The organism is Staphylococcus sp. GDY8P196P (genome assembly GCF_017891705.1).
In the GTDB taxonomy this organism is placed as follows: Bacteria; Bacillota; Bacilli; order Staphylococcales; family Staphylococcaceae; genus Staphylococcus; species Staphylococcus ureilyticus.
Genome location: NZ_JAESJS010000009.1, coordinates 230,725 through 254,763, shown reverse-complemented (window position 1 = coordinate 254,763; position 24,039 = coordinate 230,725). Strand labels below are relative to the sequence as shown.

At 32.4% G+C, this 24,039-nt stretch carries 22 protein-coding genes and 1 riboswitch; of the genes, 12 read left to right on the top strand and 10 right to left on the bottom strand.

What is annotated here, in order from left to right; genetic code table 11:
* Positions 1-146 precede the first annotated feature (146 nt).
* The gene (locus KA814_RS05735) at positions 147-1,343 is read left to right on the top strand and encodes an SAM-dependent methyltransferase (protein ID WP_210122692.1); all 1,197 of its coding nucleotides are present in this window, start codon (positions 147-149) and stop codon (positions 1,341-1,343) included.
* A 908-nt stretch (positions 1,344-2,251) separates the two neighbouring features.
* On the opposite strand, the gene KA814_RS05730 is transcribed toward KA814_RS05735, so the two are convergent.
* Positions 2,252-3,007 carry a MerR family transcriptional regulator gene (locus KA814_RS05730; protein ID WP_064208979.1) on the bottom strand — a complete coding sequence of 252 codons (756 nt, stop codon included), beginning with the start codon at positions 3,005-3,007 and terminating at the stop codon, positions 2,252-2,254.
* Positions 3,008-3,188: 181 nt separating this feature from the next.
* Positions 3,189-3,539 carry a hypothetical protein gene (locus KA814_RS05725; RefSeq protein WP_064208978.1) on the bottom strand — a complete coding sequence of 117 codons (351 nt, stop codon included), beginning with the start codon at positions 3,537-3,539 and terminating at the stop codon, positions 3,189-3,191.
* 264 nt (positions 3,540-3,803) lie between these two features.
* On the opposite strand from KA814_RS05725, the gene pepF reads away from it, so the two are divergent.
* Positions 3,804-5,618 carry an oligoendopeptidase F gene (pepF, locus tag KA814_RS05720; RefSeq protein ID WP_064208977.1) on the top strand — a complete coding sequence of 605 codons (1,815 nt, stop codon included), beginning with the start codon at positions 3,804-3,806 and terminating at the stop codon, positions 5,616-5,618.
* A gap of 111 nt (positions 5,619-5,729) precedes the next feature.
* Here pepF and phoU read toward each other — a convergent pair whose 3' ends face one another.
* From phoU to cvfB, 6 genes are all read right to left on the bottom strand, one after another.
* The gene (gene phoU / locus KA814_RS05715) at positions 5,730-6,374 is read right to left on the bottom strand and encodes a phosphate signaling complex protein PhoU (protein WP_046208305.1); all 645 of its coding nucleotides are present in this window, start codon (positions 6,372-6,374) and stop codon (positions 5,730-5,732) included.
* 3 nt (positions 6,375-6,377) lie between these two features.
* Positions 6,378-7,259 (bottom strand): phosphate ABC transporter ATP-binding protein PstB, encoded by an 882-nt coding sequence (gene pstB / locus KA814_RS05710; RefSeq protein WP_046208304.1) that lies wholly within the window; start codon positions 7,257-7,259, stop codon positions 6,378-6,380.
* A gap of 92 nt (positions 7,260-7,351) precedes the next feature.
* Complete coding sequence (pstA, locus tag KA814_RS05705; protein WP_019468772.1) at positions 7,352-8,263, bottom strand: phosphate ABC transporter permease PstA; 912 nt, start codon at positions 8,261-8,263, stop codon at positions 7,352-7,354.
* A 1-nt stretch (position 8,264) separates the two neighbouring features.
* Complete coding sequence (gene pstC / locus KA814_RS05700; RefSeq protein WP_046208303.1) at positions 8,265-9,194, bottom strand: phosphate ABC transporter permease subunit PstC; 930 nt, start codon at positions 9,192-9,194, stop codon at positions 8,265-8,267.
* Between the two features lie 199 nt (positions 9,195-9,393).
* Entirely contained in the window at positions 9,394-10,353 is a 960-nt protein-coding gene (locus KA814_RS05695) for a PstS family phosphate ABC transporter substrate-binding protein (RefSeq protein ID WP_064208976.1), read from the bottom strand.
* Positions 10,354-10,680: 327 nt separating this feature from the next.
* Positions 10,681-11,580: an RNA-binding virulence regulatory protein CvfB gene (gene cvfB / locus KA814_RS05690; RefSeq protein ID WP_046208301.1), complete on the bottom strand. Its 900-nt coding sequence runs from the start codon at positions 11,578-11,580 to the stop codon at positions 10,681-10,683.
* A 143-nt stretch (positions 11,581-11,723) separates the two neighbouring features.
* Between cvfB and KA814_RS05685 the strand changes: the two genes are divergently transcribed.
* The 10 genes from KA814_RS05685 to lysA all read left to right on the top strand — a co-directional run bounded on the left by KA814_RS05685 (position 11,724) and on the right by lysA (position 23,183).
* The gene (locus tag KA814_RS05685) at positions 11,724-13,328 is read left to right on the top strand and encodes an ABC-F family ATP-binding cassette domain-containing protein (protein WP_046208300.1); all 1,605 of its coding nucleotides are present in this window, start codon (positions 11,724-11,726) and stop codon (positions 13,326-13,328) included.
* 266 nt (positions 13,329-13,594) lie between these two features.
* Positions 13,595-14,425 carry an aldo/keto reductase gene (locus KA814_RS05680; RefSeq protein WP_064208975.1) on the top strand — a complete coding sequence of 277 codons (831 nt, stop codon included), beginning with the start codon at positions 13,595-13,597 and terminating at the stop codon, positions 14,423-14,425.
* A 185-nt stretch (positions 14,426-14,610) separates the two neighbouring features.
* Positions 14,611-14,789, top strand: a riboswitch (Lysine riboswitch).
* Between the two features lie 81 nt (positions 14,790-14,870).
* On the top strand, positions 14,871-16,079 hold the full coding sequence (locus KA814_RS05675) for an aspartate kinase (protein ID WP_191905112.1): 1,209 nt from the start codon (positions 14,871-14,873) through the stop codon (positions 16,077-16,079).
* A gap of 60 nt (positions 16,080-16,139) precedes the next feature.
* Positions 16,140-17,129 carry an aspartate-semialdehyde dehydrogenase gene (locus KA814_RS05670; protein WP_046208297.1) on the top strand — a complete coding sequence of 330 codons (990 nt, stop codon included), beginning with the start codon at positions 16,140-16,142 and terminating at the stop codon, positions 17,127-17,129.
* A gap of 1 nt (position 17,130) precedes the next feature.
* A complete protein-coding gene (gene dapA / locus KA814_RS05665; RefSeq protein WP_064208973.1) occupies positions 17,131-18,018 on the top strand; it encodes a 4-hydroxy-tetrahydrodipicolinate synthase in 888 nt (295 codons plus the stop codon).
* Positions 18,015-18,737: a 4-hydroxy-tetrahydrodipicolinate reductase gene (gene dapB / locus KA814_RS05660; protein ID WP_064208972.1), complete on the top strand. Its 723-nt coding sequence runs from the start codon at positions 18,015-18,017 to the stop codon at positions 18,735-18,737. The genes dapA and dapB overlap by 4 nt, the downstream gene beginning before the upstream one ends.
* 21 nt (positions 18,738-18,758) lie before the next feature.
* Positions 18,759-19,478 carry a 2,3,4,5-tetrahydropyridine-2,6-dicarboxylate N-acetyltransferase gene (gene dapD / locus KA814_RS05655; protein WP_210122691.1) on the top strand — a complete coding sequence of 240 codons (720 nt, stop codon included), beginning with the start codon at positions 18,759-18,761 and terminating at the stop codon, positions 19,476-19,478.
* Positions 19,479-19,686: 208 nt separating this feature from the next.
* Positions 19,687-20,844, top strand: a complete 1,158-nt coding sequence (locus KA814_RS05650) for an amidohydrolase (protein WP_064208970.1) — start codon at positions 19,687-19,689, stop codon at positions 20,842-20,844.
* Positions 20,841-21,914 (top strand): alanine racemase, encoded by a 1,074-nt coding sequence (locus tag KA814_RS05645; RefSeq protein ID WP_064208969.1) that lies wholly within the window; start codon positions 20,841-20,843, stop codon positions 21,912-21,914. The genes KA814_RS05650 and KA814_RS05645 overlap by 4 nt, the downstream gene beginning before the upstream one ends.
* Before the next feature lie 3 nt (positions 21,915-21,917).
* The gene (lysA, locus tag KA814_RS05640) at positions 21,918-23,183 is read left to right on the top strand and encodes a diaminopimelate decarboxylase (RefSeq protein ID WP_064208968.1); all 1,266 of its coding nucleotides are present in this window, start codon (positions 21,918-21,920) and stop codon (positions 23,181-23,183) included.
* Between the two features lie 165 nt (positions 23,184-23,348).
* Here the strand turns inward: lysA and cspA are convergent, their stop codons facing one another.
* Together cspA and msaA are read right to left on the bottom strand one after the other, a co-directional pair.
* Positions 23,349-23,549, bottom strand: a complete 201-nt coding sequence (gene cspA, locus KA814_RS05635) for a cold shock protein CspA (protein ID WP_001831260.1) — start codon at positions 23,547-23,549, stop codon at positions 23,349-23,351.
* Positions 23,550-23,733: 184 nt separating this feature from the next.
* On the bottom strand, positions 23,734-24,039 hold the full coding sequence (gene msaA, locus KA814_RS05630; protein WP_064208967.1) for a regulatory protein MsaA: 306 nt from the start codon (positions 24,037-24,039) through the stop codon (positions 23,734-23,736).

Genomic DNA, 24,039 nt, shown 5'->3' with positions numbered 1-24,039 from the left:
CTTTGGTGATTCATAATAATGTTATGTTAACAAAAACGAATAACAAAGTAATCTGTTTTGTTTGATTTAATCAATATTTAGGTCCAATGTATAAGATATAGGGTTTTAAAATAAATATTCATTTTACGTTAGGGAGTGTTTGATTAATGGGTATTTCGATTCAAAAATCAATTTATAAAAAAATACTAAAAAATTTAGCTACTGAACCGTTTAGTGTAACGTTTTGGGATGGTTCAGTGGTAAATTATAACGATGGAGTTGCTAAATTCCATTTAATTTTTAACAAACCGCTAAATAAAAAACTGCTAAAAACAAATCCCATGATTGCATTAGCTGAAGGCTATATGGATAAAGATATTGAAGTCGATGGGGATTTAGAATATATTATGGAATCCATTTTTTCACAACAAAGAAGTTTTATAAATAAACCTAAGCAAAAGCACGTGCATTCTCGAAAAAAATATAAAAATACTAAAAAAATTGCTAAAGAAAATGCTTCATTTCATTATGACTTAGGCAATGATTTTTATCGCTTATGGTTAGATAAAACGATGAATTATTCATGTGCATATTTTAAAACGAAAGCAGATTCGTTATATACCGCTCAAGTTAACAAGATTAACCATATATTAAAAAAGTTAAATTTACAGTCTGGCCAGAGTTTATTGGATATTGGATCTGGATGGGGACATCTTATTATTGAAGCTGCAAAACAATATAATGTTCAAACATTAGGTATTACATTAAGTGAAGAACAATATATCAAAACAAAAGAGCGCATAAAGGCTGAAGGTTTGATCGGCCAGGTGGATGTTAAGTTAATGGATTATAGAGAACTTATTAATGAAAAAAGAACTTTTGATCGAATTGTAAGTGTAGGCATGTTAGAACATGTTGGGCATGATCATATTCCTATATTCATGGAAAATACACATAAGCTATTGAACGATGGCGGTGTGGCATTGTTACATTGTATTACTGGACTTGTTGAAGTAGAAGGTAACGACTTTCTCACTAAATATATTTTCCCCGGAGGTGCAATTCCTTCAATACGAGCATTAGTTGACAATATGTCACAGAATAACTTGAAAATTATAGATGTAGAAAGCTTAAGAAGGCATTACACTTTAACTTTACGTAACTGGGCAGAAAATTTTGAAGCAAATATAGATAAAGTACGCGAACAATTTGATGAGCGATTTATAAGAATGTGGCGTTTGTATTTAAATGCATGTGCGGCAAACTTCACATGTGGTGTTTCCGATTTGCATCAATTTTTAATCATAAAAGGTGTTAATAATGAACTTCCAATGACAAGAGATTATTTATACTGTGATAATTAATACAAAAATTTTGATAAATGGTGTTGAAACTTAATTTTCTGTTTTAACACCATTTATATTTATATAGTACTTAAAGTAATTGGCATTTATAGTTTATTTTATTTATGTTATGTAAACTATAAATATTATAGATTTAATTAAAAACCATACAGTTAAAGATTATTGCGAGTAATGTTTGATAGCATTCTCGCTTATATTTTTAAAAATTGTAATTATTTTAATAAAGCTATATCATTTTGAAACGCTGAGAAGTTGATTTTTGAACGTTGAACTTTGTTTTTGTGTATCAATGTAGATATGATTGCAAATGAGCGAACAAAAATTTGTTTATAAATATGTTATCGGTATTTAGATCTCTACAGTAAGATTATAAAAATTATATATTGAGCATTGCTGTTGAAAAATTAAGAGCAAATGAATGAAACTAAATACATATAATGATGATGTATGTTTTCAATTCATTTTAAACGTATAGATTTTGATGATTTATCAAAGCTGAATTAAGCAATACTTGGACTTAAATAAAGTAAGTGATAAATATCTTTTAAATAAGACGAAAATCGGCATACATATTTCAGTTAACAATTTAGTTTACATAATATATATTATAGGAAGTTATGTATATTTTGATATAGGGCACCTATTTTGCATTAATTTATATTTTAGTTTCTGTTTAAATTAGATTATGAGTTATATTAATACTGTATTCATGACTGTAAATATCAAACGACCATGTGTCTTTATAGCCAGTAAGTTAGATTGTATGTTAAATATTTGCTGTAAATCTATAATTTATTATTGTTGATTTTGACGTAGTTATTTAACGTAATTAACAGATAATGTCATATAAAATATATGCCTTTATTAAATCAAATCGTAATTTTTTTGATTTAATAAAGGCAATATTATTATTGATTGTTCTTTACATAAACTTCAATTGAGTCTTTAATGAATTGAGCGGTGCCGGTTCCAAATTTATCAATATTTACTTTGAATCGTTCGTCTTCGACATACAAGTGACCTAAACGTTCAAAGATATCTAGTGTGTAATCAAAATTTATGTTTGAATTTAAATAATCATACCATTTTTGCACATTTGATTGGACTTCAACAGATTCTGGCGATTGACTTTTTAAATTGGCAAAAGTTGAAAAGATATCATTCATTTCTTTAGTTTTTACATCTTTTTCTTTATCTGACCATGAGTTGATATGCTCGTTCGCTTTCGTAACGGTAGTATCGCCCCACTTTTTACGTGCTTCTTCATCATAGCTTTTGGGTAAATTGTCAAAATTAAAACCCTTGAATTTTTCTTCATTTGTCATAGTTATTTCTCCCCTCATATAGCGTAACGTTTGATCGATTGTTTGAATCATTTGATCGGTTCGATTTTTTCGATCTATAAGCAATTGTTTGTGCATTTTTAAGGCTTCTTGTCTATCAAAGGATGGACTAGCAATGATTGATTTAATTTTTTTAAGAGGAAAATCTAGCTCTCTAAAAAATAATATTTGTTGTAGTTTATCTAAGTCTGCTTCTGAATATAGCCGATACCCCGATTTAGACAGTTTGGTAGGATTTAATAAATGAATTTCATCATAATAATGTAACGTACGCACACTGATACCTACTAAATCTGCAATCTGTTTAACTGTCATTTGCATTTAATTTACCTCCTTATATAATAACTATAATCTTTAACGGAACGTTAGGGTCAATAATAACTTTTTACATAATTTATAGCAGTATAAAAAAAGTCCCTGTGACAAAATATGTCTGGGACTTTTAATCATATTAATTGACGCAATTATTATGGGATTAATTTTCTATGTTACATTTAAATAATTATTTTCTTCTTTTAAACTCATGTGCTTCGTCTTCAGGTGAGATACCACGTTTTCGCATTTCTTTAAGCGCCTTTTTTTCTCGACGTTTACGTCTAAAGTCACGTGTGAAATACCAAATTAAAAAGCTCATGATTAAACTTAGTACCGCCATAAATGCAGCAAAACCTAATAATGGCTCGTAAGTAATATTTTCGAAATTAGGTATTAAGAATGCAGCAATAGCTAAAATTACAAATGTTAAAATAGCTGATGTAAACCATTTATTTAAAACAAGTGTACAGAATAATGTAACTATTGTAACAGCTACCACTGTAATCCATAAAAAATTGGGTAAATCAAAAATAGTCATTTATAGCGCTCCTTATAAAAATCGACATATTTGTCATTATAATAATATTATTATACTAAACGAAATTATATATCATATCCATCTTGAGTCGTATAATAATATATTAAAATATTGCATTAATCACGTCAATTAACATTTGTTTTGTTCAAGTAGAAAGTTTGTTTTCTGATGCGAATTTAGCATATAAACGCACAATTGTATCTTACAAGGTGATTTCATGTATAATTAAAATTGAATTTATTATACATAACTAGGAGTGATTAAATGGCGGATACTTTACCACTTAGAAATGAAGTTTCTGATGAAATAACTTGGGACATTTCAGCTCTGTTTTCTTCCGATGAAGCATTTTATCAAACTTTAGAAAAAACAACAGCTGCTGCTAAAACATTTAATGAAAACTATGTTCATCAATTGGATAATCCTACTATAATTGAAAAGGCATTGGCTATATATTCTGATATTCTGATTGAATTAGATAAAATGGCAAATTATGCAGAGTTGAGATTAAGTGTGGATACAACAAATGAACATGCACAAACATTAAGTGCTAAATTTTCAAATACTTATGGGAAAATTGCCAGTGAATTATCATTTGTTGAGTCCGAAATATTGGCACTTTCAGATGAAACGTTCAAGCGTTTTATCTCAACATCTAAATACCCACATTTTTTGGAAAAATTAAAGGCACGCAAACCTTATCAACTTAGTCCTGAAGTTGAAAAAACATTAGCAAGTTTATCATCAGTGTTTGAACGCCCTTTTGAATTATATGGTATCACGAAGATGTTAGATATAGAGTTTGATCCATTTGAATATAAAGGCAAAACATACTCTTTAGATTATGCTACTTTTGAAAATGAATATGAAGATCATCCAGAAGAAGCATTTAGAAGAATTAGTTTCAAAAAGTTTAGCGATGCATTAAATAAGTATCAACATACAACTGCTGCGACATATAATATGCAAGTACAACAAGAAAAAATTGAAGCAGATCTACGCGGTTATGATTCTGTAATAGATTACCTACTACAAGATCAAGAAATTAATCGAGATATGTTTGATCGCCAAATTGATGTTATTATGAGTGATTTAGCACCTATTATGCAAAAATATGCAAAATTGATTAAACGTGTTCATGGCTTAGAAGTCATGCATTTTGAAGATTTAAAAATATCTATAGATCCTAATTACGAACCCGATATCTCTATTGAGGATTCTAAAAAGTATATTTATGGTGCATTAAATGTTTTAGGTAAAGATTATTTAAATATGGTTGAAACGGCCTATCAAGATAGATGGATAGATTTTGCTCAAAATAAAGGTAAAGATACTGGTGCGTATTGTGCAAGTCCATATGCTACACATTCATATATATTTATTTCTTGGACTGGAAAAATGACTGAAACCTTTGTTTTAGCACATGAATTAGGTCATGCTGGTCATTTTACCTTAGCACAAAGTCATCAAAATTATTTAGAATCAGAACCGTCCATGTATTTTGTAGAAGCACCATCGACAATGAATGAGATGCTAATGGCAAATTATTTATTCAAAAACAGTAGTGATGCTCAATTTAAGCGCTGGGTAATTGGTTCTATCGTTTCTAGAACTTATTATCACAATATGGTAACGCACTTACTAGAAGCAGCGTATCAACGCGAGGTATATAAAAAAGTTGATGATGGTGAATCATTGACTGCCCCGTTATTGAATCGAATTATGTTGGATGTTTATTCTCAATTTTTTGGAGAAAGTGTTAAATTTACAAAAGGTGCAGAACTTACATGGATGAGACAACCACATTATTATATGGGATTATATTCGTATACGTATTCTGCTGGTTTAACAATTGGTACGGTAATGTCACAACGTATTCAACAAGAGGGACAACCTGCTGTGAATGATTGGTTAACTACATTGAAAGCAGGAGGTAGCCAATCACCTGCCGAATTAGCTCAATTAGCTGGTATTGATATTAGCACGGATCAACCACTAAAAGCGACAATTGCATATATAGGTAACTTGGTAGATGAGTTAGAACAACTTACAGATGAAATCGAGGCTGAAGATCAATAACTATAATATAAACAAAAATTTATCTTAAATATAAAGCACGATGCCGATAAAATAAGCAAATCCGGATTTCCAACTGGATGTAGCTAATATTCGACATCGTGCTATTTGTATTTAATCATATGATTCGTAACGTTCACCTGTAACAAAGTAAAAAATGCTTTCTGCAACATTGCTAATGTGGTCACCAATACGTTCTAAATGTCTAGCTGCTAGATGTGCTTGTCCTGCAACAAAAGGGTCGTTATCTATTAAATAAGTTGTGTTAACGATATTTTTATATAAATCATCTATATCTTCGTCACGTTCGATAATTTCCTTAATTAAAGTGACATCATCTCTTTTTACTGCATCATCTAAATCTTTTAACATTAATAATGCGAGTTTACCCATAGTATTCAATCTTGTAAGCACATATTCATCGGTGATTTTAGCGCGTAATCTAATTTCAGCAATATTTGCGGCATTATCACCTATTCTTTCGAAATCAGAAGCGATTTTTAGTGCAGCCATCATTAATCTTAAATCAGTAGCAATAGGCTGTTGTTTGGTGATTAACATAATCACTTTTTCATTTATTTCTGTTTCTAAGGCATTAATATCCTTATCGTTCGCAATCGTTTGGCGCGCATAATTTCTATCCTCTTCACTTAACGATCTTAATGCATATTCAATATTATAATATACGTGAAGGCCAAGTCGACGTAAATCTTTCATTAATTCGTCTAATTGGCCTTCATATTTTTCTCTAATAACCATATATTAACCGAAGCGACCAGAGATATAATCTTCTGTTTGTTTGTCTGAAGGATTAGAGAAGATTTTATCAGTGTCGTCGTATTCATTTACATAGCCGTTAAGGAAAAATGCTGTTTTATCAGAAACACGCGCAGCTTGTTGCATATTATGTGTAACAATAATAATTGAATATTTTTCTTTTAACTCTTGTACGAGTTCTTCTACTTTCAATGTTGAAATTGGATCCAACGCAGATGTTGGTTCATCCATTAAAATAACATCTGGTTCAATTGCTAATGTACGTGCGATACAAACACGTTGTTGTTGACCACCTGATAAGCTATATGCATTTGTATCTAAGCGGTCTTTTAACTCATCCCATATTGCAGCGCCACGTAAAGATTTTTCGACAATTTCGTCAAGAATCTTTTTATTTTTAATACCATGTATTTTAGGTCCGTAAGTGATGTTATCATATATAGATTTTGGGAATGGGTTCGGTTGTTGGAAAACCATTCCGACATTTGTTCTTAATTTTTCAACAGAATATTTTTCATCAAAAATATTCTGATCACGGTAAATGATTTTACCTGCTGTTTTAACAGATGGCACAAGTTCTACCATCCTATTTAATGTTTTAATATAAGTAGATTTACCACAACCTGATGGTCCTATGATTGCAGTGACATTATTTTCTAAAATATCTAGATTGATGTTTTTTAAAGCATGATTATCGCCATACCATAAATCTAAATTTTTTGTAGAATAAACTATTTTTTTCTCACTATCAGGAATTTTATTGTCATTTTTATTTGTTTCTCTATCAATCGATGCAATTGGTGCAGAATCTTGATTTGTATGTTCTGCGATTTTTGATTTTTCTTCTTTAATTGTATCTTTAGTCATAATTAAAACTCCTTTTGCGATTATGTTATAAACTATAAAATTATAATTTTCCCCAAAATAACCGCTTAATTAAATTTGATTTTGAAATAACATTAATATTTTTTACTGTATTTGTTTCTTAAGAATATTGCGATTGCGTTCATTAGCAGTAAAATCACTAGCAAGACAATGATACCGGCCGACGCAACATTTTGGAATTCATCTTGTGGTAGTTTTGCCCAATTGTAAATCGACATTGGCAACGCTTGGAATTGGTCGAATACACTTGAAGGTAAACTTAATAATACGGTTGGTATACCAATAAGTATGAGTGGTGCAGTTTCACCTAATGCACGAGATAATGCTAGAATGAAGCCTGTTAATATACCAGGAATCGCTGCTGGTAATACAACGCGACGAATCGTTTGCCATTTGTTTCCACCTAAGCCATATGAAGCTTCTCTAACAGAGCTTGGTACCGATCTGATGGCTTCTTGGCTTGCAACGATAATGACTGGTAAGATAAGTAACGACATAGTTAAAGCCGCAGCAAGTACAGAGTTACTTAAAGCAAGCGCTTCTATACCCATACCTCTTACAAAAATAGTGAGACCAAGTAAACCAAAAACGACTGAAGGTACACCAGCTAAGTTTGAAATACTAACTTTAATAAAACTTGTTAATGCATTATCTTTAGCATATTCTTCTAAATAAATTGCTGTACCTACACCCAATATAATTGAAATTGGAATAATAGTAATCATTAACCAAATTGTACCGATTAAACCGCCTTTCACACCGGCCATTGAAGGCGTAGAAGATGAGAAATTGGTGAAGAACGACGGTGTTAAATGCCCTGCACCTTTAATGAGTGTATCTATAATTAAAGCAGCTAAAAAAAGTAAGGCTACTAAAGTACATGTGAAAAATGCCCATTTATTGAATTTATTTGTTGCTAACCTACTGGAAAGTTTTTTCTCAACTTTTTGTTGATTAACAAGCGCTTTAGTATTTGTCTCTGCCATTTTAATACTCCTCTCTAAAGCGTTTCGTAATCCATTGTGAAATTAAATTCATCACAAGTGTGAATAAGAATAGTGTGAAACCAACAGCATAGATACTGTAATAGATATCTGAGCCAAATGTCGCATCTCCTGTTGCAACTTGCACAATATATCCAGTCATCGTTTGGATAGATCCGGTTAAATCTAATGAAGAACTTGGAGTACTACCTGCTGCAAGTGATACAATCATCGTTTCCCCGATTGCACGTGAGACAGCTAATACGATAGATGCCATAATACCTGAAGTAGCAGCTGGTAATATCACTTTTGTAGCAACTTCAAATTTTGTTGCGCCTAAACCGAGTGCACCTTCACGCATTTTATTTGGCACAGATGACATCGCGTCTTCACTCATGCTCGAAATTAGTGGAATAATCATAACGCCTACGACAATACCTGGACTAATTGAATTGAAACTACCTAATTCAGGAAATATTGCACGGAGTACAGGGGTAACAAATGTTAAAGCGAAAAAGCCGAAAACAATTGTTGGTATCCCAGATAATATTTCTAAAATCGGTTTTATTATTTTTCTCACTCTTGTAGAAGCATATTCACTTAAATATAAAGCAGCGCCTAATCCTAAAGGAACAGCAACAATTGTTGCAATAACTGTTATTTTAAGCGTACCTAAGATCAATGCCCAAATGCCATATTGTGGTGTTGATGAGAATGGATTCCAATCTTTGGAGAATAAAAACTCAGTAATTGGAACACGTGTAAAAAATGTAATGGTCTCTGTTAATAATGTAACGATTATCCCTACTGTTGCTAAAATTGAGCAAATTGCAATGATTCCCAGAATGATCGGTACAATTTTATCGCTAATACCTTTTTTCTTAGCATTGTTTTTAGCAATCATTTCACTAACAGAAGTATTCTGATTAGCCATGTAAATACCCTTCTTTCTTATAGACTCCCAATATTTAAAATAAAAGTCGGGATTGTTCATCATCTAGTGTTGAGCAACATAGCGATTTTCACTATATTGTTAAACGCTAGATAAATTGAACTTGGAAGTAGATAGATAACTTAATCATGCTATTTGTCTATCTACTTCCTGAATCCCAACTTTAAAATTGCTATTATGTTTATTTATCTTCTTTTTTGCTGTCTTTTTTGTCGCTATCTTTACCAATGATGTCTTTTAATTTGCTTTGTTGTTCAGTGTAATCTTTTTCAGGTAAGGCAACAAATCCTGCGTCTTCAGCTGATTTTCCTTTATCCTTCATGACAAATTTCATGAAGTCTTGGAATCCTTCATTATCTTTTAATTTTTTCTCGTTAGTGTAGATATAAAGTGGTCTACTTAATGCGTAAGAACCATCTTGAATTGTTTTCTTAGTTGGTTCAGTTAATTTACCATTTTCATCTTTGATTTTAACTTCTTTTAGCTTGTCTTTATTTTGTTTATAGAAGTTATAACCAAAATAGCCGACACTATCTTTATTTTTCTCTACTGACTGAACAATTGTATTTGTATCAGCATTTTTCTCTGCTTTAATATCTTTTTTGTCCATAATTTCTTCAGAGAAGAAATCGTAAGTACCGTGAGATTGGTCAGGAGAAAATGCTTTGATTTCTTTGTCTGGCCATTTTGAATTAACGTCTTTCCATGTTTTTGCTTTGCCTGAGTAGATTTCATTTAATTGTTCTTTAGTAAGTTCATCTACAAAGTCGTTATCTTTATTTACAGTAATTGTCACACCATCTTGAGCAACTTTAAACTCATCATATTTAATACCTTTATCATCTAATTTTTTCTTTTCTTCGTCTTTTATAGGTCTAGATGCATTTGAGAAATCAGTGCTGCCTGAAATGAATTTTTCAAAACCGCCACCAGTTCCAGCTGTACCATTAGATACAGTTACATCTGAATTATCTTTTGCGAATTTTTCATTTAATTTTTCAATGATTGGACCTACAGTAGATGAACCATCACCTTTAACTTCTCCACTTCCTTTACCAGAATCGCTATTTCCACCGCCACAAGCTCCTAATAAAAGTGAAGCGCCGATTACAGTAGTACCAAATAATTGCCATTTTTTCATTGAAACATCCTCCTAATAAGTGAATAACCCAAAAGTTATATGTATTTCTTACAGTTCCTATACTACACACCTTTTATTAAATACAAATATAGATAATGTAAATCTTTTGTTAAGTATTTATTGACCTCATTTACAAAATTCACAATAAGAGATTCTATGTATGTTATGATTTTTGAAATGTTGATATGACGGTATTTGTAAAAATATAAATATTACAAAACACGTTTGTTTTGTAATATAAAAACAAAAAAATCCTGTACTACACAACGATTTATGTAGTACAGGATAAATTTATAAGCATCTAAACACTATTTTATATAGTAGAAACTAATCTTCGACTCTACTCCAACCTTTATTAGTTAATGCAATTTTACCAGTTTCAATAGTGATAATTTTGTTTTTATATAAATGGCCAATTGCGCGCTTAAATGCACCCTTACTCATATTGAATACTTCTTTAATCGCTTCAGGACTTGATTTATCCCAAAATGGAAGCTCACCATCATATTCTACGAGTAAATTAAAAATATGTTGACCATCTTCGTCAAGTCTTTCATGTGCAAATGGTAAAAATGAACCGTTAAGCTCCCCTTTTTCATTATGTCCGATGATACGAACTTCTAGTTTTTCACCTAAACGAGGTTCAGATTTACGTTCAGATTCATGTACGAATATTTTATGGCCATCTTTGGATAGCATAAAGCTTCCGACTCTTAAAACTCTGTATGGTCTTGCTTCAATAACTTTATTTTGTAATGTATCATCGTGTACTGGCGTGTACATTGAATCAACAATTGTCTCAGTTGCTAGTCGAGCATACATATTATTCTCACTATCAATACGCAAAGTAACTAATAATTCATCACCTTGTGTCGGCCATACATCTTTGACTTTTGGTAAATCTATCCATGGAATTAAAACTTCTCTTGGAAGACCTACATCGACATGTGCACCATCTCGGTCGGTTTTTAATACTTTCACAAAATCATATTTGCTAGTAGTAATGTCTGGCATGTTTTGTGTCGCAAACAATGCACCTGATCTATTAGGATAAATGAAGAAACTATATTCCTCGCCTATCGTTAACTCGTCTTCTTCATTAACTTCTGATTGATTGAGTTTAACTTCTTCTCCGTTTGGTCCTTGTAACTTGTAAGTAGATCCTTCTAATCCAACGACTTCAAGAAATTCAATGGAACCTACAATATTTTTCTCTTCTTGGGCCATACTGTTCTCCTTCGTACTTAAATTTATTCTTAACTATTATAACATGCTATAAAGAAACAAGCATCACCTCATTGTGAATGGTCGAAACTCCTTCTTAAGTGTGTTATAATTTGTCCGGTAGATTAACGTAAAGGAGCAAATGCATGTTACAAGTTACTGATGTAAGTTTACGGTTTGGTGATCGTAAATTATTCGAGGATGTAAATATTAAATTTACAGAAGGAAATTGTTATGGTTTGATTGGAGCCAACGGTGCTGGAAAATCAACATTTTTAAAGATTTTATCTGGTGAGTTGGATGCACAATCAGGTCATGTATCTATGGGAAAAGACGAACGTTTAGCAATCTTAAAACAGGATCACTTTGCTTATGAAGATGAACGTGTGATAGATGTTGTGATTAAAGGTCATGAACGTTTATATGAAGTAATGAAAGAAAAAGATGAGATTTATATGAAACCAGATTTCAGTGATGAAGATGGAATCAGGGCTGCAGAATTAGAAGGCGAATTTGCTGAAATGGACGGTTGGAATGCCGAAGCAGATGCAGGTTCTTTATTATCTGGATTGGGTATATCTGCTGATTTACAAGATAAAAAAATGGCTGAATTAGAAAATAATCAAAAAGTAAAAGTATTATTAGCTCAAAGTTTATTCGGCAAGCCCGATGTACTCCTACTTGATGAACCGACCAACGGTTTAGATATACCTGCGATAAGCTGGTTAGAAGATTTCTTAATTAACTTTGAAAATACAGTAATTGTGGTATCACATGACCGACACTTTTTAAATAATGTATGTACACATATTGCAGACTTAGATTATGGAAAAATAAAAGTTTATGTTGGTAACTATGATTTCTGGTATCAATCAAGTCAATTAGCAATGAAAATGGCACAAGAGCAAAATAAGAAAAAAGAAGAAAAAATTAAAGAATTGCAAGATTTCGTTGCTCGTTTCTCTGCAAATGCATCTAAATCTAAACAAGCAACAAGTCGTAAAAAACAACTAGAAAAAATTGAATTAGACGATATTCAACCTTCTTCACGCCGTTATCCGTACGTAAAATTCACGCCAGAACGTGAAATTGGTAATGACTTGCTATTTGTGGAAAATGTATCAAAAACGATTGATGGTAATAAAGTGTTAGACAACATTTCATTCACAATGAACCCTAATGATAAAGCGGTTTTAATTGGAGATAGTGAAATTGCGAAAACTACTTTACTTAAAATACTTGCAGGTGAAATGGATCCAGACGAAGGATCAGTAAAATGGGGTGTCACAACTTCCCGCAGTTACTTCCCTAAAGATAACTCTGACTACTTTGAAGGTGTAGATATGAATTTAGTTGATTGGTTACGTCAATATGCACCTGAAGATGAACAAACTGAAACATTCTTAAGAGGTTTCTTAGGTCGTATGTTATTTAGTGGCGAAGAAGTTAAGAAAAAAGCTAGTGTTTTATCTGGTGGAGAGAAAGTACGCTGTATGTTAAGTAAAATGATGTTATCTAGCGCGAATGTTCTATTGCTAGATGAACCAACAAACCACTTAGACTTAGAAAGTATTACTGCAGTAAACGATGGTTTGAAAAATTTCAAAGGTTCTATGATTTTCACATCTTATGACTTTGAATTTATCAATACAATTGCAAACCGAGTAATTGACTTAAACCCTACTGGTGGTTTATCAAAAGAAATATCTTATGAAGCTTATTTACAAGAAACTGGTGTATTAAGTAAATAACCCTTTAAAAATACAAAGCGATATATAAAGTATCATATTGAATTGATGATACGTATTGTATATTTCAAAAATTCAGATTGTAAATCGCGTTATTAAAAATAAATGCAAAATATTATCAATGATTGAAATCATACGTTAAAAGCTGAGATATTAACATATCTTAGCTTTTTTGTTTATAGTAACTTCCTCCCTACGAGTCTAAATATTAGGCATAAATGGTTAAGCATAATATAATCAAATACATATTTCGTTATGGAGGTATGCAAATGAAACAGTTAAATATGTTAGATGGACAAGTAATTCCTCAAATTGGTTTTGGTACATATAAGTTAAATGGCGCGCATGGCACACATGCGATTGTGAATGCCTTAGAACAAGGTTATCGTTTGTTAGATACTGCCTATAATTATGAGAATGAAGGTACTGTAGGTAAAGCAATCGAGATGAGTGGAGTTTCACGCGAACAAATTATGATTACTTCAAAATTACCTGGTCGTTATCAAACTTACGACGATGCACTGACTGCAATTCAGGAATCAATTTATCGTCTAGGTGTAGATTATCTTGATTTATATTTAATTCACTGGCCTAATCCCAAACAAGGAAAGTATGTTGAAGCTTGGCGAGCAATGATTGCAGCACAAAAAGCTGGCTTAATAAAATCAATTGGTGTATGTAACTTTTTACCAGAACATATCGATACACTACAACAAGAAACTGGCGTTTTGCCAGTTGTGAACCAAATTGAGTTACATCCCTACTTCAATCAAGAAGCATTGGTTCAGTACAATACTTCTAAAGGAATTATTACTCAAGCTTGGAGTCCATTAGGTCGTGCTTCTAGTGTTATCAATGATGAAAACCTTGTGGAGATTGCCACAAAACATAATAAAACTATTCCTCAAGTTATATTAAAATGGCATGTTCAAAATGGTGTTGTACCTATTCCGAAATCTACAACAGTATCAAGACAATTACAAAATATTGATATTTTTGACTTTTCCCTTGATAATAATGACATTGAGAAAATCAACGCATTAACACGTGTAGATGGTAGACGTAAAGACCAAGATCCAGCCATATATGAAGAATTTTAAAGAGAAAGCTCATAAATTTTAAAAGTTTAATATTTTAGTTCTTTTTAAAAGTGTATAAATTACACTTAATTAGCAAAACGTTTATAAAAACGTTTAATTTTTCAGTAAATTTAAAAAACTTTGTAAAAGCGGTTTACAGTACATATAAGCATATGTATAATATGATTCATAAACAAAAATTAAATAAGTTTTGATGAGGCGCATCAATCATTAGTAAATTTTAGAAGAACCTGTCTGCTAGCAGCTAATTTTGAAAGGGTGAGATGCCGAAACAGTTATAATAGCAGCTTATAACAAGTTGGACTTTATGGTTAAGAGCTAAGAGTCTGTCATTATTTTAAAATAATGGAGTGCATCACTTGTATATAAATTATAGAACAGGTTCGCATTCCGGACTTGTTCTTTTTTATATCACTGTGATTCTCCCCTATCAAATGAGGAGGATATGGAATTGGAAAGAAGTGTTTTGAAATTTGGAGGTTCTTCAGTAAGTGATTTTACTAAAATTAAAAATATAGCAGGCATGTTAAAAACAAGAGTTGATGAAGGTGAGCAACTTATCGTTGTTGTAAGTGCAATGGGTAAAACAACAGATGAGCTGATGGCTAATGTTTCAACACTTACTACGACACCAAAAGATCAAGAATTGGCTCTGTTATTAACAACTGGTGAACAACAGACCGTTTCCTATTTATCGATGGTATTAAATGACATCGGTATAAATGCAAAAGCGATGACTGGATATCAAGCAGGAATCAAAACGGTTGGTCATCATTTAAAAAGTAAAATTGCTGAAATCGACCCAAGTACATTTGAACAAGCTTTTGAAAGTAACGATGTACTAGTGGTAGCAGGATTTCAAGGGGTAAATGATGAATTAGAAGTAACTACCTTAGGTCGTGGTGGCTCAGATACCACTGCTGTAGCTTTAGCTGCAAGTAACCAAACGACTTGTGAGATATACACTGATGTAGATGGTGTATATGCGACTGACCCCCGGGTTTACAAAGATGCGAAACGTCTGTCGTATGTTTCGTATGAAGAAATGATGGAAATGAGCGCTTTAGGTGCAGGCGTACTTGAAACGAGAAGCGTTGAATTAGCGAAAAATTATAACATCCCCTTGTATTTAGGAAGAACTTTATCAAATGTGAAAGGAACATGGATTATGTCACAAGCAGAATTATTAGAAAAAAAAGCAGTTACTGGTGTTGCATTAGATAAACATATGCAACATGTTACAATTAGTTATCCCCTACCGGATAATAGATTACTGACAGATTTATTCAACCATTTAGAAGAAGGATCAGTCAATGTCGATATGATTTCTCAAATCGTTAATTTGGAAGGGTTACAAATGTCTTTCACGATAAAAGATACAGATGCTGTTCAAATAACAAACATCTTAGATGACTTAAAAGAAAGGTTTAATGCTTTAGACTTCAAGATAAATGAGGGATACGTTAAACTTTCATTAATTGGTTCTGGTATGAGAGATATGTCTGGTGTTGCTTCAAAAGCATTTATAACATTGATTGAAAATGATATTGCATTTTATCAAACCACCACATCCGAAATAAGTATTTCATGTGTAATAGATTCTGAAAATGGTGGACGCGCAGTTCATGCCTTGTATCAAACTTTTGATATCTGAATTTTCTAAATATAATTAATTTTAGCAAACTTATTAAAATGAAAATGGAGTGTATAATATATGACAAAATTAGCAATAGCAGGCGCAACTGGTTTAGTTGGAAGAAAAATGTTAGAAACAGTAGATCGTAAAAACATATCATTTGATGAATTAGTATTGTTTTCTTCAGCACGTTCAGCAGGAGAAAAAATTGAATTTCAAGGCAAAACATATACGGTTAAAGAATTAACTGAAGAAGCTGCAAGTGAACATTATGACTATGTTTTAATGAGTGCCGGTGGAAGTACCAGCGCCCATTTCTCCCCTATTTTTGAACAAGCTGGTGCCATTGTTATTGATAATTCTAGTCAATGGAGAATGGCAGATGACATTGATTTAATTGTACCTGAAGTTAATGAACCTGTATTAAAAAGAAAAATCATCGCTAATCCAAATTGCTCTACTATTCAATCGGTTGTACCTTTAAAAGTATTGCAAGAAGCATTTGGATTAGAACGTGTAGCTTATACAACATATCAAGCTGTTTCAGGGTCTGGTGTAAAAGGCAGACAAGATTTATCTGAAGGTGCGAATGGTAAAGCACCTGAAGCATATCCCCATCCTATTTATAATAATGTTTTACCACATATCGATAGTTTTTTAGAAAATGGGTATACAAAAGAAGAACAAAAAATGATTGATGAGACAAGAAAAATTTTAAAAGATGAAGATTTGAAAGTAACAGCAACTTGTGTGCGTGTGCCTGTTCAAGATAGTCACAGTGTGCATATGAGCGTTACGCTTGAAAGCGAAAGTTCAGTACAAGCAATTCAGCAGCTTTTTGACAATGACGGACGTGTCGTACTGATTGATAATCCAGAACAAAATGAATATCCACTAGCGATAAATGCAACTGGTAAGGATGAAATATTTGTTGGTAGAATTCGTCGAGATGATTCGTTAGATAATACTTTCCATGTTTGGTGTACTTCAGATAACTTACTAAAAGGTGCAGCTTTAAATGCAGTACAAGTTTTAGAACAAGTAATGAGTTTGAAAGGAGTAAGATAAAATGGGATATATTTTTGAAGGTGTAGGTGTTGCTTTGACAACACCTTTCACACACAACGAAGTTGATTTAAACGCCCTTAGAAGACATGTAAAATATTTATTAGAAAATAATGCGAAATGTATCGTGGTTAATGGTACAACAGCCGAAAACCCTACATTAACTGATGAAGAAAAAGATCAAGTATTAGAGACAGTTGTTAATTATGTAGATGGCAAAGTACCAGTGATTGCTGGCACAGGTACGAATAATACTCAAAAATCTATTCAAGCTTCAGTACGTGCGAGAGAAATTGGCGCAGATGGTATTATGTTAATCACGCCTTACTACAATAAAACAAATCAACGTGGATTGATTGAACACTTTACAACCATAGCTAATGCAGTAAAATTACCTGTCATTTTGTATAATGTACCTTCACGTACGAATATGACTATTAATCCAGAAACGGTTGAAACATTAAGTGATAATGAATATATTGTAGCGATAAAAGATGCTACTAATGATTTTGAATATATGGATGAATTGAAAAAACGTTTAGATTTAAATCATTTTGCTTTGTATAGCGGTAATGATGATAATGTAGTAGATTATTTTGAAAAAGGTGGTAACGGTGTCATTTCTGTCGCTGCAAATGTAATTCCTAATGCATTCCAGTCATTATTCGATGCAAAACAAAGTGGAAAAGATATCAATTCACAATTTCAACCTATACAAACGCTATTAGATGCATTAGCTGTTGATGTTAACCCTATTCCTATCAAAGCATTAACAGCCGTTGAAGGGTTTGGTAATTATGAAGTACGCCTTCCACTAGTGAAACTGCAAGATGCAGAACGTCAAACGTTAGAACAAGCATACGAACAATTTAAAGCAGGTGACAATACATGAACATTGTTTTAATAGGCTATGGTGCCATGAATCAACGTGTAGCAAGATTAGCTGAAGCAAAAGGACATCAAATTGAAGGTGTGATTGTACCTAATTCATCTAAATCATACCCTTATCCAACGTTCCAACGTATTTCAGACGTTAAAGATGCCGAGGTTGCAATTGATTTTTCAAATCCAGAGTTATTGTTGCCTTTATTAGATGATGAATTTAATTTGCCATTAGTTATCGCAACAACTGGAGAAAAAGAAAAAATTATTGCAAAATTAAAAGAATTAAGTAGTAAAATGCCAGTATTTTTCAGTGCAAATATGAGTTATGGAGTTCATGCTTTAACTAAAATTTTGGAAGCTGCAGTTCCCCTACTTCAAGATTTTGACATTGAACTAACTGAAGCACATCATAATAAAAAAGTGGACGCACCCAGTGGTACATTAGTAAAGCTTTATGATGTCATTGAGTCATTACGTGAAAAAACAACGCCAGTTTACGACAGACATGAGTTAGATGAAAAACGTACACAAGATGAAATTGGTATCCATTCAATTCGTGGTGGTACGATTGTTGGTGAACATGATGTGTTATTTGCAGGTACTGATGAAACAATAGAAATCACCCATCGTGCTCAATCAAAAGATATTTTTGCCAATGGAGCGATTGGTGCAGCAGAAAAATTAATTAATAAATCAAATGATTTTTATACATTTGATAATTTATAACTTTTAAGGAGCGAAAAAATTATGGTACAACATTTAACGGCAGAAGAAATTATTCAATATATAAGTGATGCAAAGAAATCTACACCTCTTAAAGTTTATGTGAATGGTAAGTTTGATAAAGTAACATTTCCTGATAATTTTAAAGTGTTTGGTGGACCTGACTCTAAAGTAATCTTTTGTGAAGCGGATGATTGGAAACAATTTTATGAAAAAAATCAATCAGCGATTGATGAATTAGAAGTTGAGATGGATCGTCGTAATTCAGCAATTCCATTGAAAGATTTAACTAATACGAATGCACGTATAGAACCTGGTGCATTTATTCGTGAACAAGCTACGATTGAAGATGGTGCAGTGATTATGATGGGTGCTACGATCAATATTGGTGCTGTAGTCGGCGAAGGAACGATGGTTGACATGAACGCAACACTTGGTGGTCGTGCTACTACAGGTAAAAACGTTCACGTTGGAGCTGGTGCAGTATTAGCTGGCGTAATTGAACCACCTAGTGCATCACCTGTGATCATTGAAGATGACGTACTCATTGGTGCAAATGCTGTAATACTTGAAGGTGTTCGCGTTGGTGAAAGCTCTATTGTTGCAGCTGGTGCAATCGTTACGCAAGATGTCCCTGCCGGATCTGTGGTTGCTGGAACACCAGCAAAAGTAATTAAGCAAACAAGTGAAGTTGAAGATTCAAAAAGAGAAATCGTTTCAGCACTAAGAAAATTAAATGATTAATACTGAATTAAGAAGATAGATCATAAAAACTGAAATTTTAATATTTGTAGGAGGTTTTAGACGATATAACATTTTATTATTAATGTATTCATTTATTTTAATGTATATATTAATTTGTAACTATAAAATCGTCTAACCTCCTTTTTATACATAAATAAGCATTTTTTATATTAATACATATTATAATAACTAAAAGGATTTGATTTTAATGAATGAGTTAGAATTTGTTACAACGCATAGACGTCATTTGCATCAACATCCAGAATTAAGCCTCCATGAATTTGAAACCACTAAATATATTGCAACATTTTTAGATGAACTTGGTGTCCAATACGATCGTCCATTGGAAACAGGTTTGATTGCTTATCTACCAGGTAATGGTAATCATACGATTGCTTATCGCGCAGACATAGATGCTTTGCCTATCTATGAAGAAAATGATGTCTCTTATCGAAGTAAAACAGATCATGTCATGCACGCATGTGGACATGATGGGCATACAACTGCATTAATGTTATTTGTTAAACGTTGTAAGTCTATGGCTGATCAAGGCACATTGCCTCAAAATATTGTATTTATCTTTCAACCAGCTGAAGAAACAGGAGGTGGCGCAAACCGTTTAATTCGTGCAGGCGCTTTTGATAAATACCCTATCGAAGCTATATTTGGTATCCACGTGATGCCTTTTGAAGATGAAGGTCGAGTTGTAATTCGTGATGAAGAAATTACAGCAAGTGCTACAGAGTATCGTTTTTATTTAACTGGTCTATCAAGTCATGTTGCGGATAAAGAACAAGGACATTCTGCTGGAGAAGCGCTGCAGCATGTTTTAAGTCAAGTGGGTCAGATACAACAATTCCATTTAAATGGCTTAAAGAGAAATATTGTACATATGGGTCATTTTGAAGCCGGAGAAGCCATAAACACAGTACCAAGCAATGGCTATTTAGAAGGCACTATTAGAACTTATGATGTCCATGATTTGGAAACTGTGAAACTGCAAATGCACAAAATTGCTGAAAGTGTAAAATTGTTATTTGACGTTGATTGTGAAGTGAAATTTGAAGAAGGCTATCCACCAACATATAATTCACCTGAATTACGTAAACATATTGACAATGGTCTCAACATTGCTAACTTAACAATAGTTGATAAACCTACACCTTACTTATTTGGCGAGGATTTCAGCTTTTATAGTCAACTTGCACCTAGTTATTTTATTTTTGTCGGTGTACGAGACGAGACAAAAGGTTTTGTCACAGGTTTGCATACTGCCCTTTTAAATTTTAATGAACATATGTTGATTAAAATTGCAGATTATTATGAAGCGATTTTAAAATCCTATAGTGAGGTGGAATCACAATGACCGCAGTTTGGTTTGTTGACACTCAACGATTTTACAATAATGTGCTTAAAGTAATCCAAAACAATCAAATTATGGCAGTAGTTAAAAATAATGCCTATCATTATGGGTTGGAGTTTGCAGTACAGCAATTTTTAGTAGCTGGTATTAATACTTTTAGTACGACATCCTTAAGAGAAGCAATTCGCATAAGACAATTAGCCCCTAATGCAACGATTTTCTTAATGAATGCAGTATATGAATTTGATAAAGTGCGAGATTATCAAATTCAAATGACCCTACCCTCGTTAAATTTCTATTATGAACATATTAAAGATTTACAAGGTATTCAAGTTCATTTAGAATTTGAAAATTTACTGCATCGCTCAGGTTTGAAGAATATAGATGAAATAAAAGAAGTGTTGCACCATCATATGAAAGATGAAAGTAAAGATAAAATGCGTATTACAGGTTTATGGACTCACTTTGGATATGCAGATGAATTTGGTGTATCAGAATATCATGAAGAGCGTAAAGCTTGGTTAGAGATTGTTGACGCATTATTAGACGAAGGTTATCACTTTGAAATGATACATGCACAAAACAGTGCAAGTTATTATAGGGAAAACGGTGTGTTTGATAACCATACACATGCGCGCGTTGGCATTGCGCTTTACGGTTCTAGACCTTATCAAACGATTGATGTAAATGAGATTGAACAATCACTGACCGTTAAAGGTAATGTTATCCAAGTTCGTGAAGTAAATGAGGGTGATTATTGTGGCTATAGTTTTGCATTCGAAGCTACGCATAATCACACAAAATTAGCAGTAGTTGATATTGGCTATGGAGATGGTATTCTTAAATCAAGAGCAAAACATGAGGCACTTATCAACGGCAAGCGTTACCCTATTCGTGCGTTGATGATGAGCCATATGTTTGTTGAAGTTGATAACAACGTGCATGCACAAGATGAAGTAATATTATATAATAATGATATTCGTGTTGACGAGTTTACATTTAAAGGTGTTGGCGCGAATTCTGAACAATTAAGTGCAATGAATCACGACTCACTAATAAAGGAGTATAGATAAATTATGGTAGTAGAATATAATGATCGTGGCGAGTTAACAATGGGAGGTACAAGTCTTAAAACAATAGCTCAAAGTTTTGGAACCCCTACTATTGTTTACGATGAACATCAAATCAGATCACAAATGCAACGATTTCACACTGCTTTTCAGAAAAGTGGATTAAACTATAACATTTCATATGCTTCTAAAGCATTTACTTGTCTACAAATGGTGAAATTAGTACAAGAAGAAGGTCTTGAACTAGATGTAGTATCTGAAGGAGAATTGTATACGGCATTGGAAGCAGGTTTTGACCCACAGCATATACATTTTCATGGTAACAACAAGACAAAGCATGAGTTACAGTATGCTTTAGAAAGCAAAGTTGGCTATATCGTTATTGATGCATTAGAAGAAATAGAACTCATCGATAAATATGCGAGTGAAACGGTAAATGTCGTATTACGTTTAAATCCTGGTGTTGAAGCCCATACACATGAATTTATTCAAACTGGTCAGGAAGATAGTAAATTTGGTTTGTCAATTAAACATGGATTGGCAAATCAAGCAGTTGAAAAAGTAAAAAACACGAAACATTTAAATTTAAAAGGTGTTCACTTTCATGTAGGATCGCAAATTGAAGGCACAGAAGCGATGATTGAAACAGCAAAAATAGTAATTCAATGGTTAAAAGAAAATGCTATAGAGGTTGAACTGATTAACTTAGGCGGTGGTTTCAGTATTAAATATGTTGAAGGTGATGTAAGTTTCCCTATCGAAACTGGGATTTCAGAAATTACTGATGCGATAAAAGAATTTTCAACTGAATTTAACTACCCTCTTCCAGAAATTGGAATAGAACCTGGTAGATCTATAGTTGGAGAAGCCGGTATAACATTATATGAAGTTGGTACAATCAAAGAGATTCCCAATGTTAACAAATATGTATCAGTTGATGGTGGGATGAGTGATCATATTCGTACTGCATTATATGATGCTCAGTATGAAGCATTATTAGTTAATAGAAATGAACCAAATGATGAAACTGTAACAATAGCTGGAAAACTTTGTGAGTCTGGAGATATTATAATTAAGGATGCTAAGTTACCTAGTACCGTTAAACGCGGTGATTATCTAGCTGTTTTATCAACAGGTGCTTATCATTATTCCATGGCATCTAATTACAACCAAATGCAAAAACCGTCAGTATTCTTTCTAAAAGATAGTAAAGCTAGAGAAGTTATAAAAAGACAATCATTGCGACAATTAATCATAAATGATACAAAATAACTTGTTAATAATATAAAGAATCAATCATAATTAAAGCTCTTTTTAAAGTACTCGATTAACGAGTATTCACTTTAAAAAGAGCTTTTTAAATTACATTTTAAAAATTTATATATTAAAAAAGAACCTTTAACAAGGTTCTTTTTATAGTCAATATTGCAATCTATATTATAGTTTTACAACGTTTGCAGCTTGAGGACCGCGATCGCCTTCAACTACTTCAAATTCAACTGATTGACCTTCTTCTAATGATTTGTAACCTTCTTGGTTAATCGCTGAGAAGTGTACGAATACATCGTTTTCTCCTTCTACTTCGATAAAACCAAATCCTTTTTCAGCGTTAAACCATTTTACTGTACCTTGTTTCATAAATGTGAAACCTCCAAGACTAATATTCATTCAATATGCATTATTCGCATATTACAAAAAATACAATTTCACAGTGTAAATCTGTCTTACAATATTCTTTGCAATATGGAATAAAACAATTGCTTGACTCATATTATAAGCCATAATAGCTGAAAATGCAATGCAATTGTGAAAAAACAATTTCTTAAACAATCGGTAATTTATAATAAACTTCATTATTATTTAAAACAATATAACTATAAAAAATCTGTAAATCTTCATCACAATCTTCACAAAATCCTAATTCGCAATTATTATAAAATGCATGAATATTGTATTTACCAACCAGAAAATTGTCATAGTGCCTTTTACTATTTTCAATGATAGATTGATAGTAATTTAGCATCTTTTCATAGTTTTCAAAATGATATTGTTCCACGATATGATCAGTCCAGTCACTAAATAACCACCAGCCTTCGTAATCAGCCCGAATTTTTGCAACTGTCCACAT

What these genes read in the sequence shown, in the direction of transcription:
- KA814_RS05645 (WP_064208969.1), top strand. Translation starts at nt 20,841, where the DNA reads ATGACCGCAGTTTGGTTTGTTGACACTCAACGATTTTACAATAATGTG.
- KA814_RS05725 (WP_064208978.1), bottom strand. Translation starts at nt 3,539, where the DNA reads ATGACTATTTTTGATTTACCCAATTTTTTATGGATTACAGTGGTAGCT.
- KA814_RS05675 (WP_191905112.1), top strand. Translation starts at nt 14,871, where the DNA reads ATGGAATTGGAAAGAAGTGTTTTGAAATTTGGAGGTTCTTCAGTAAGT.
- cspA (WP_001831260.1), bottom strand. Translation starts at nt 23,549, where the DNA reads ATGAAACAAGGTACAGTAAAATGGTTTAACGCTGAAAAAGGATTTGGT.
- KA814_RS05650 (WP_064208970.1), top strand. Translation starts at nt 19,687, where the DNA reads ATGAATGAGTTAGAATTTGTTACAACGCATAGACGTCATTTGCATCAA.
- pepF (WP_064208977.1), top strand. Translation starts at nt 3,804, where the DNA reads ATGGCGGATACTTTACCACTTAGAAATGAAGTTTCTGATGAAATAACT.
- phoU (WP_046208305.1), bottom strand. Translation starts at nt 6,374, where the DNA reads ATGGTTATTAGAGAAAAATATGAAGGCCAATTAGACGAATTAATGAAA.
- cvfB (WP_046208301.1), bottom strand. Translation starts at nt 11,580, where the DNA reads ATGGCCCAAGAAGAGAAAAATATTGTAGGTTCCATTGAATTTCTTGAA.
- dapD (WP_210122691.1), top strand. Translation starts at nt 18,759, where the DNA reads ATGGTACAACATTTAACGGCAGAAGAAATTATTCAATATATAAGTGAT.
- KA814_RS05695 (WP_064208976.1), bottom strand. Translation starts at nt 10,353, where the DNA reads ATGAAAAAATGGCAATTATTTGGTACTACTGTAATCGGCGCTTCACTT.
- pstA (WP_019468772.1), bottom strand. Translation starts at nt 8,263, where the DNA reads ATGGCAGAGACAAATACTAAAGCGCTTGTTAATCAACAAAAAGTTGAG.
- KA814_RS05685 (WP_046208300.1), top strand. Translation starts at nt 11,724, where the DNA reads ATGTTACAAGTTACTGATGTAAGTTTACGGTTTGGTGATCGTAAATTA.
- pstB (WP_046208304.1), bottom strand. Translation starts at nt 7,259, where the DNA reads ATGACTAAAGATACAATTAAAGAAGAAAAATCAAAAATCGCAGAACAT.
- KA814_RS05680 (WP_064208975.1), top strand. Translation starts at nt 13,595, where the DNA reads ATGAAACAGTTAAATATGTTAGATGGACAAGTAATTCCTCAAATTGGT.
- lysA (WP_064208968.1), top strand. Translation starts at nt 21,918, where the DNA reads ATGGTAGTAGAATATAATGATCGTGGCGAGTTAACAATGGGAGGTACA.
- dapA (WP_064208973.1), top strand. Translation starts at nt 17,131, where the DNA reads ATGGGATATATTTTTGAAGGTGTAGGTGTTGCTTTGACAACACCTTTC.
- KA814_RS05735 (WP_210122692.1), top strand. Translation starts at nt 147, where the DNA reads ATGGGTATTTCGATTCAAAAATCAATTTATAAAAAAATACTAAAAAAT.
- pstC (WP_046208303.1), bottom strand. Translation starts at nt 9,194, where the DNA reads ATGGCTAATCAGAATACTTCTGTTAGTGAAATGATTGCTAAAAACAAT.
- dapB (WP_064208972.1), top strand. Translation starts at nt 18,015, where the DNA reads ATGAACATTGTTTTAATAGGCTATGGTGCCATGAATCAACGTGTAGCA.
- KA814_RS05730 (WP_064208979.1), bottom strand. Translation starts at nt 3,007, where the DNA reads ATGCAAATGACAGTTAAACAGATTGCAGATTTAGTAGGTATCAGTGTG.
- msaA (WP_064208967.1), bottom strand. Translation starts at nt 24,039, where the DNA reads ATGTGGACAGTTGCAAAAATTCGGGCTGATTACGAAGGCTGGTGGTTA.
- KA814_RS05670 (WP_046208297.1), top strand. Translation starts at nt 16,140, where the DNA reads ATGACAAAATTAGCAATAGCAGGCGCAACTGGTTTAGTTGGAAGAAAA.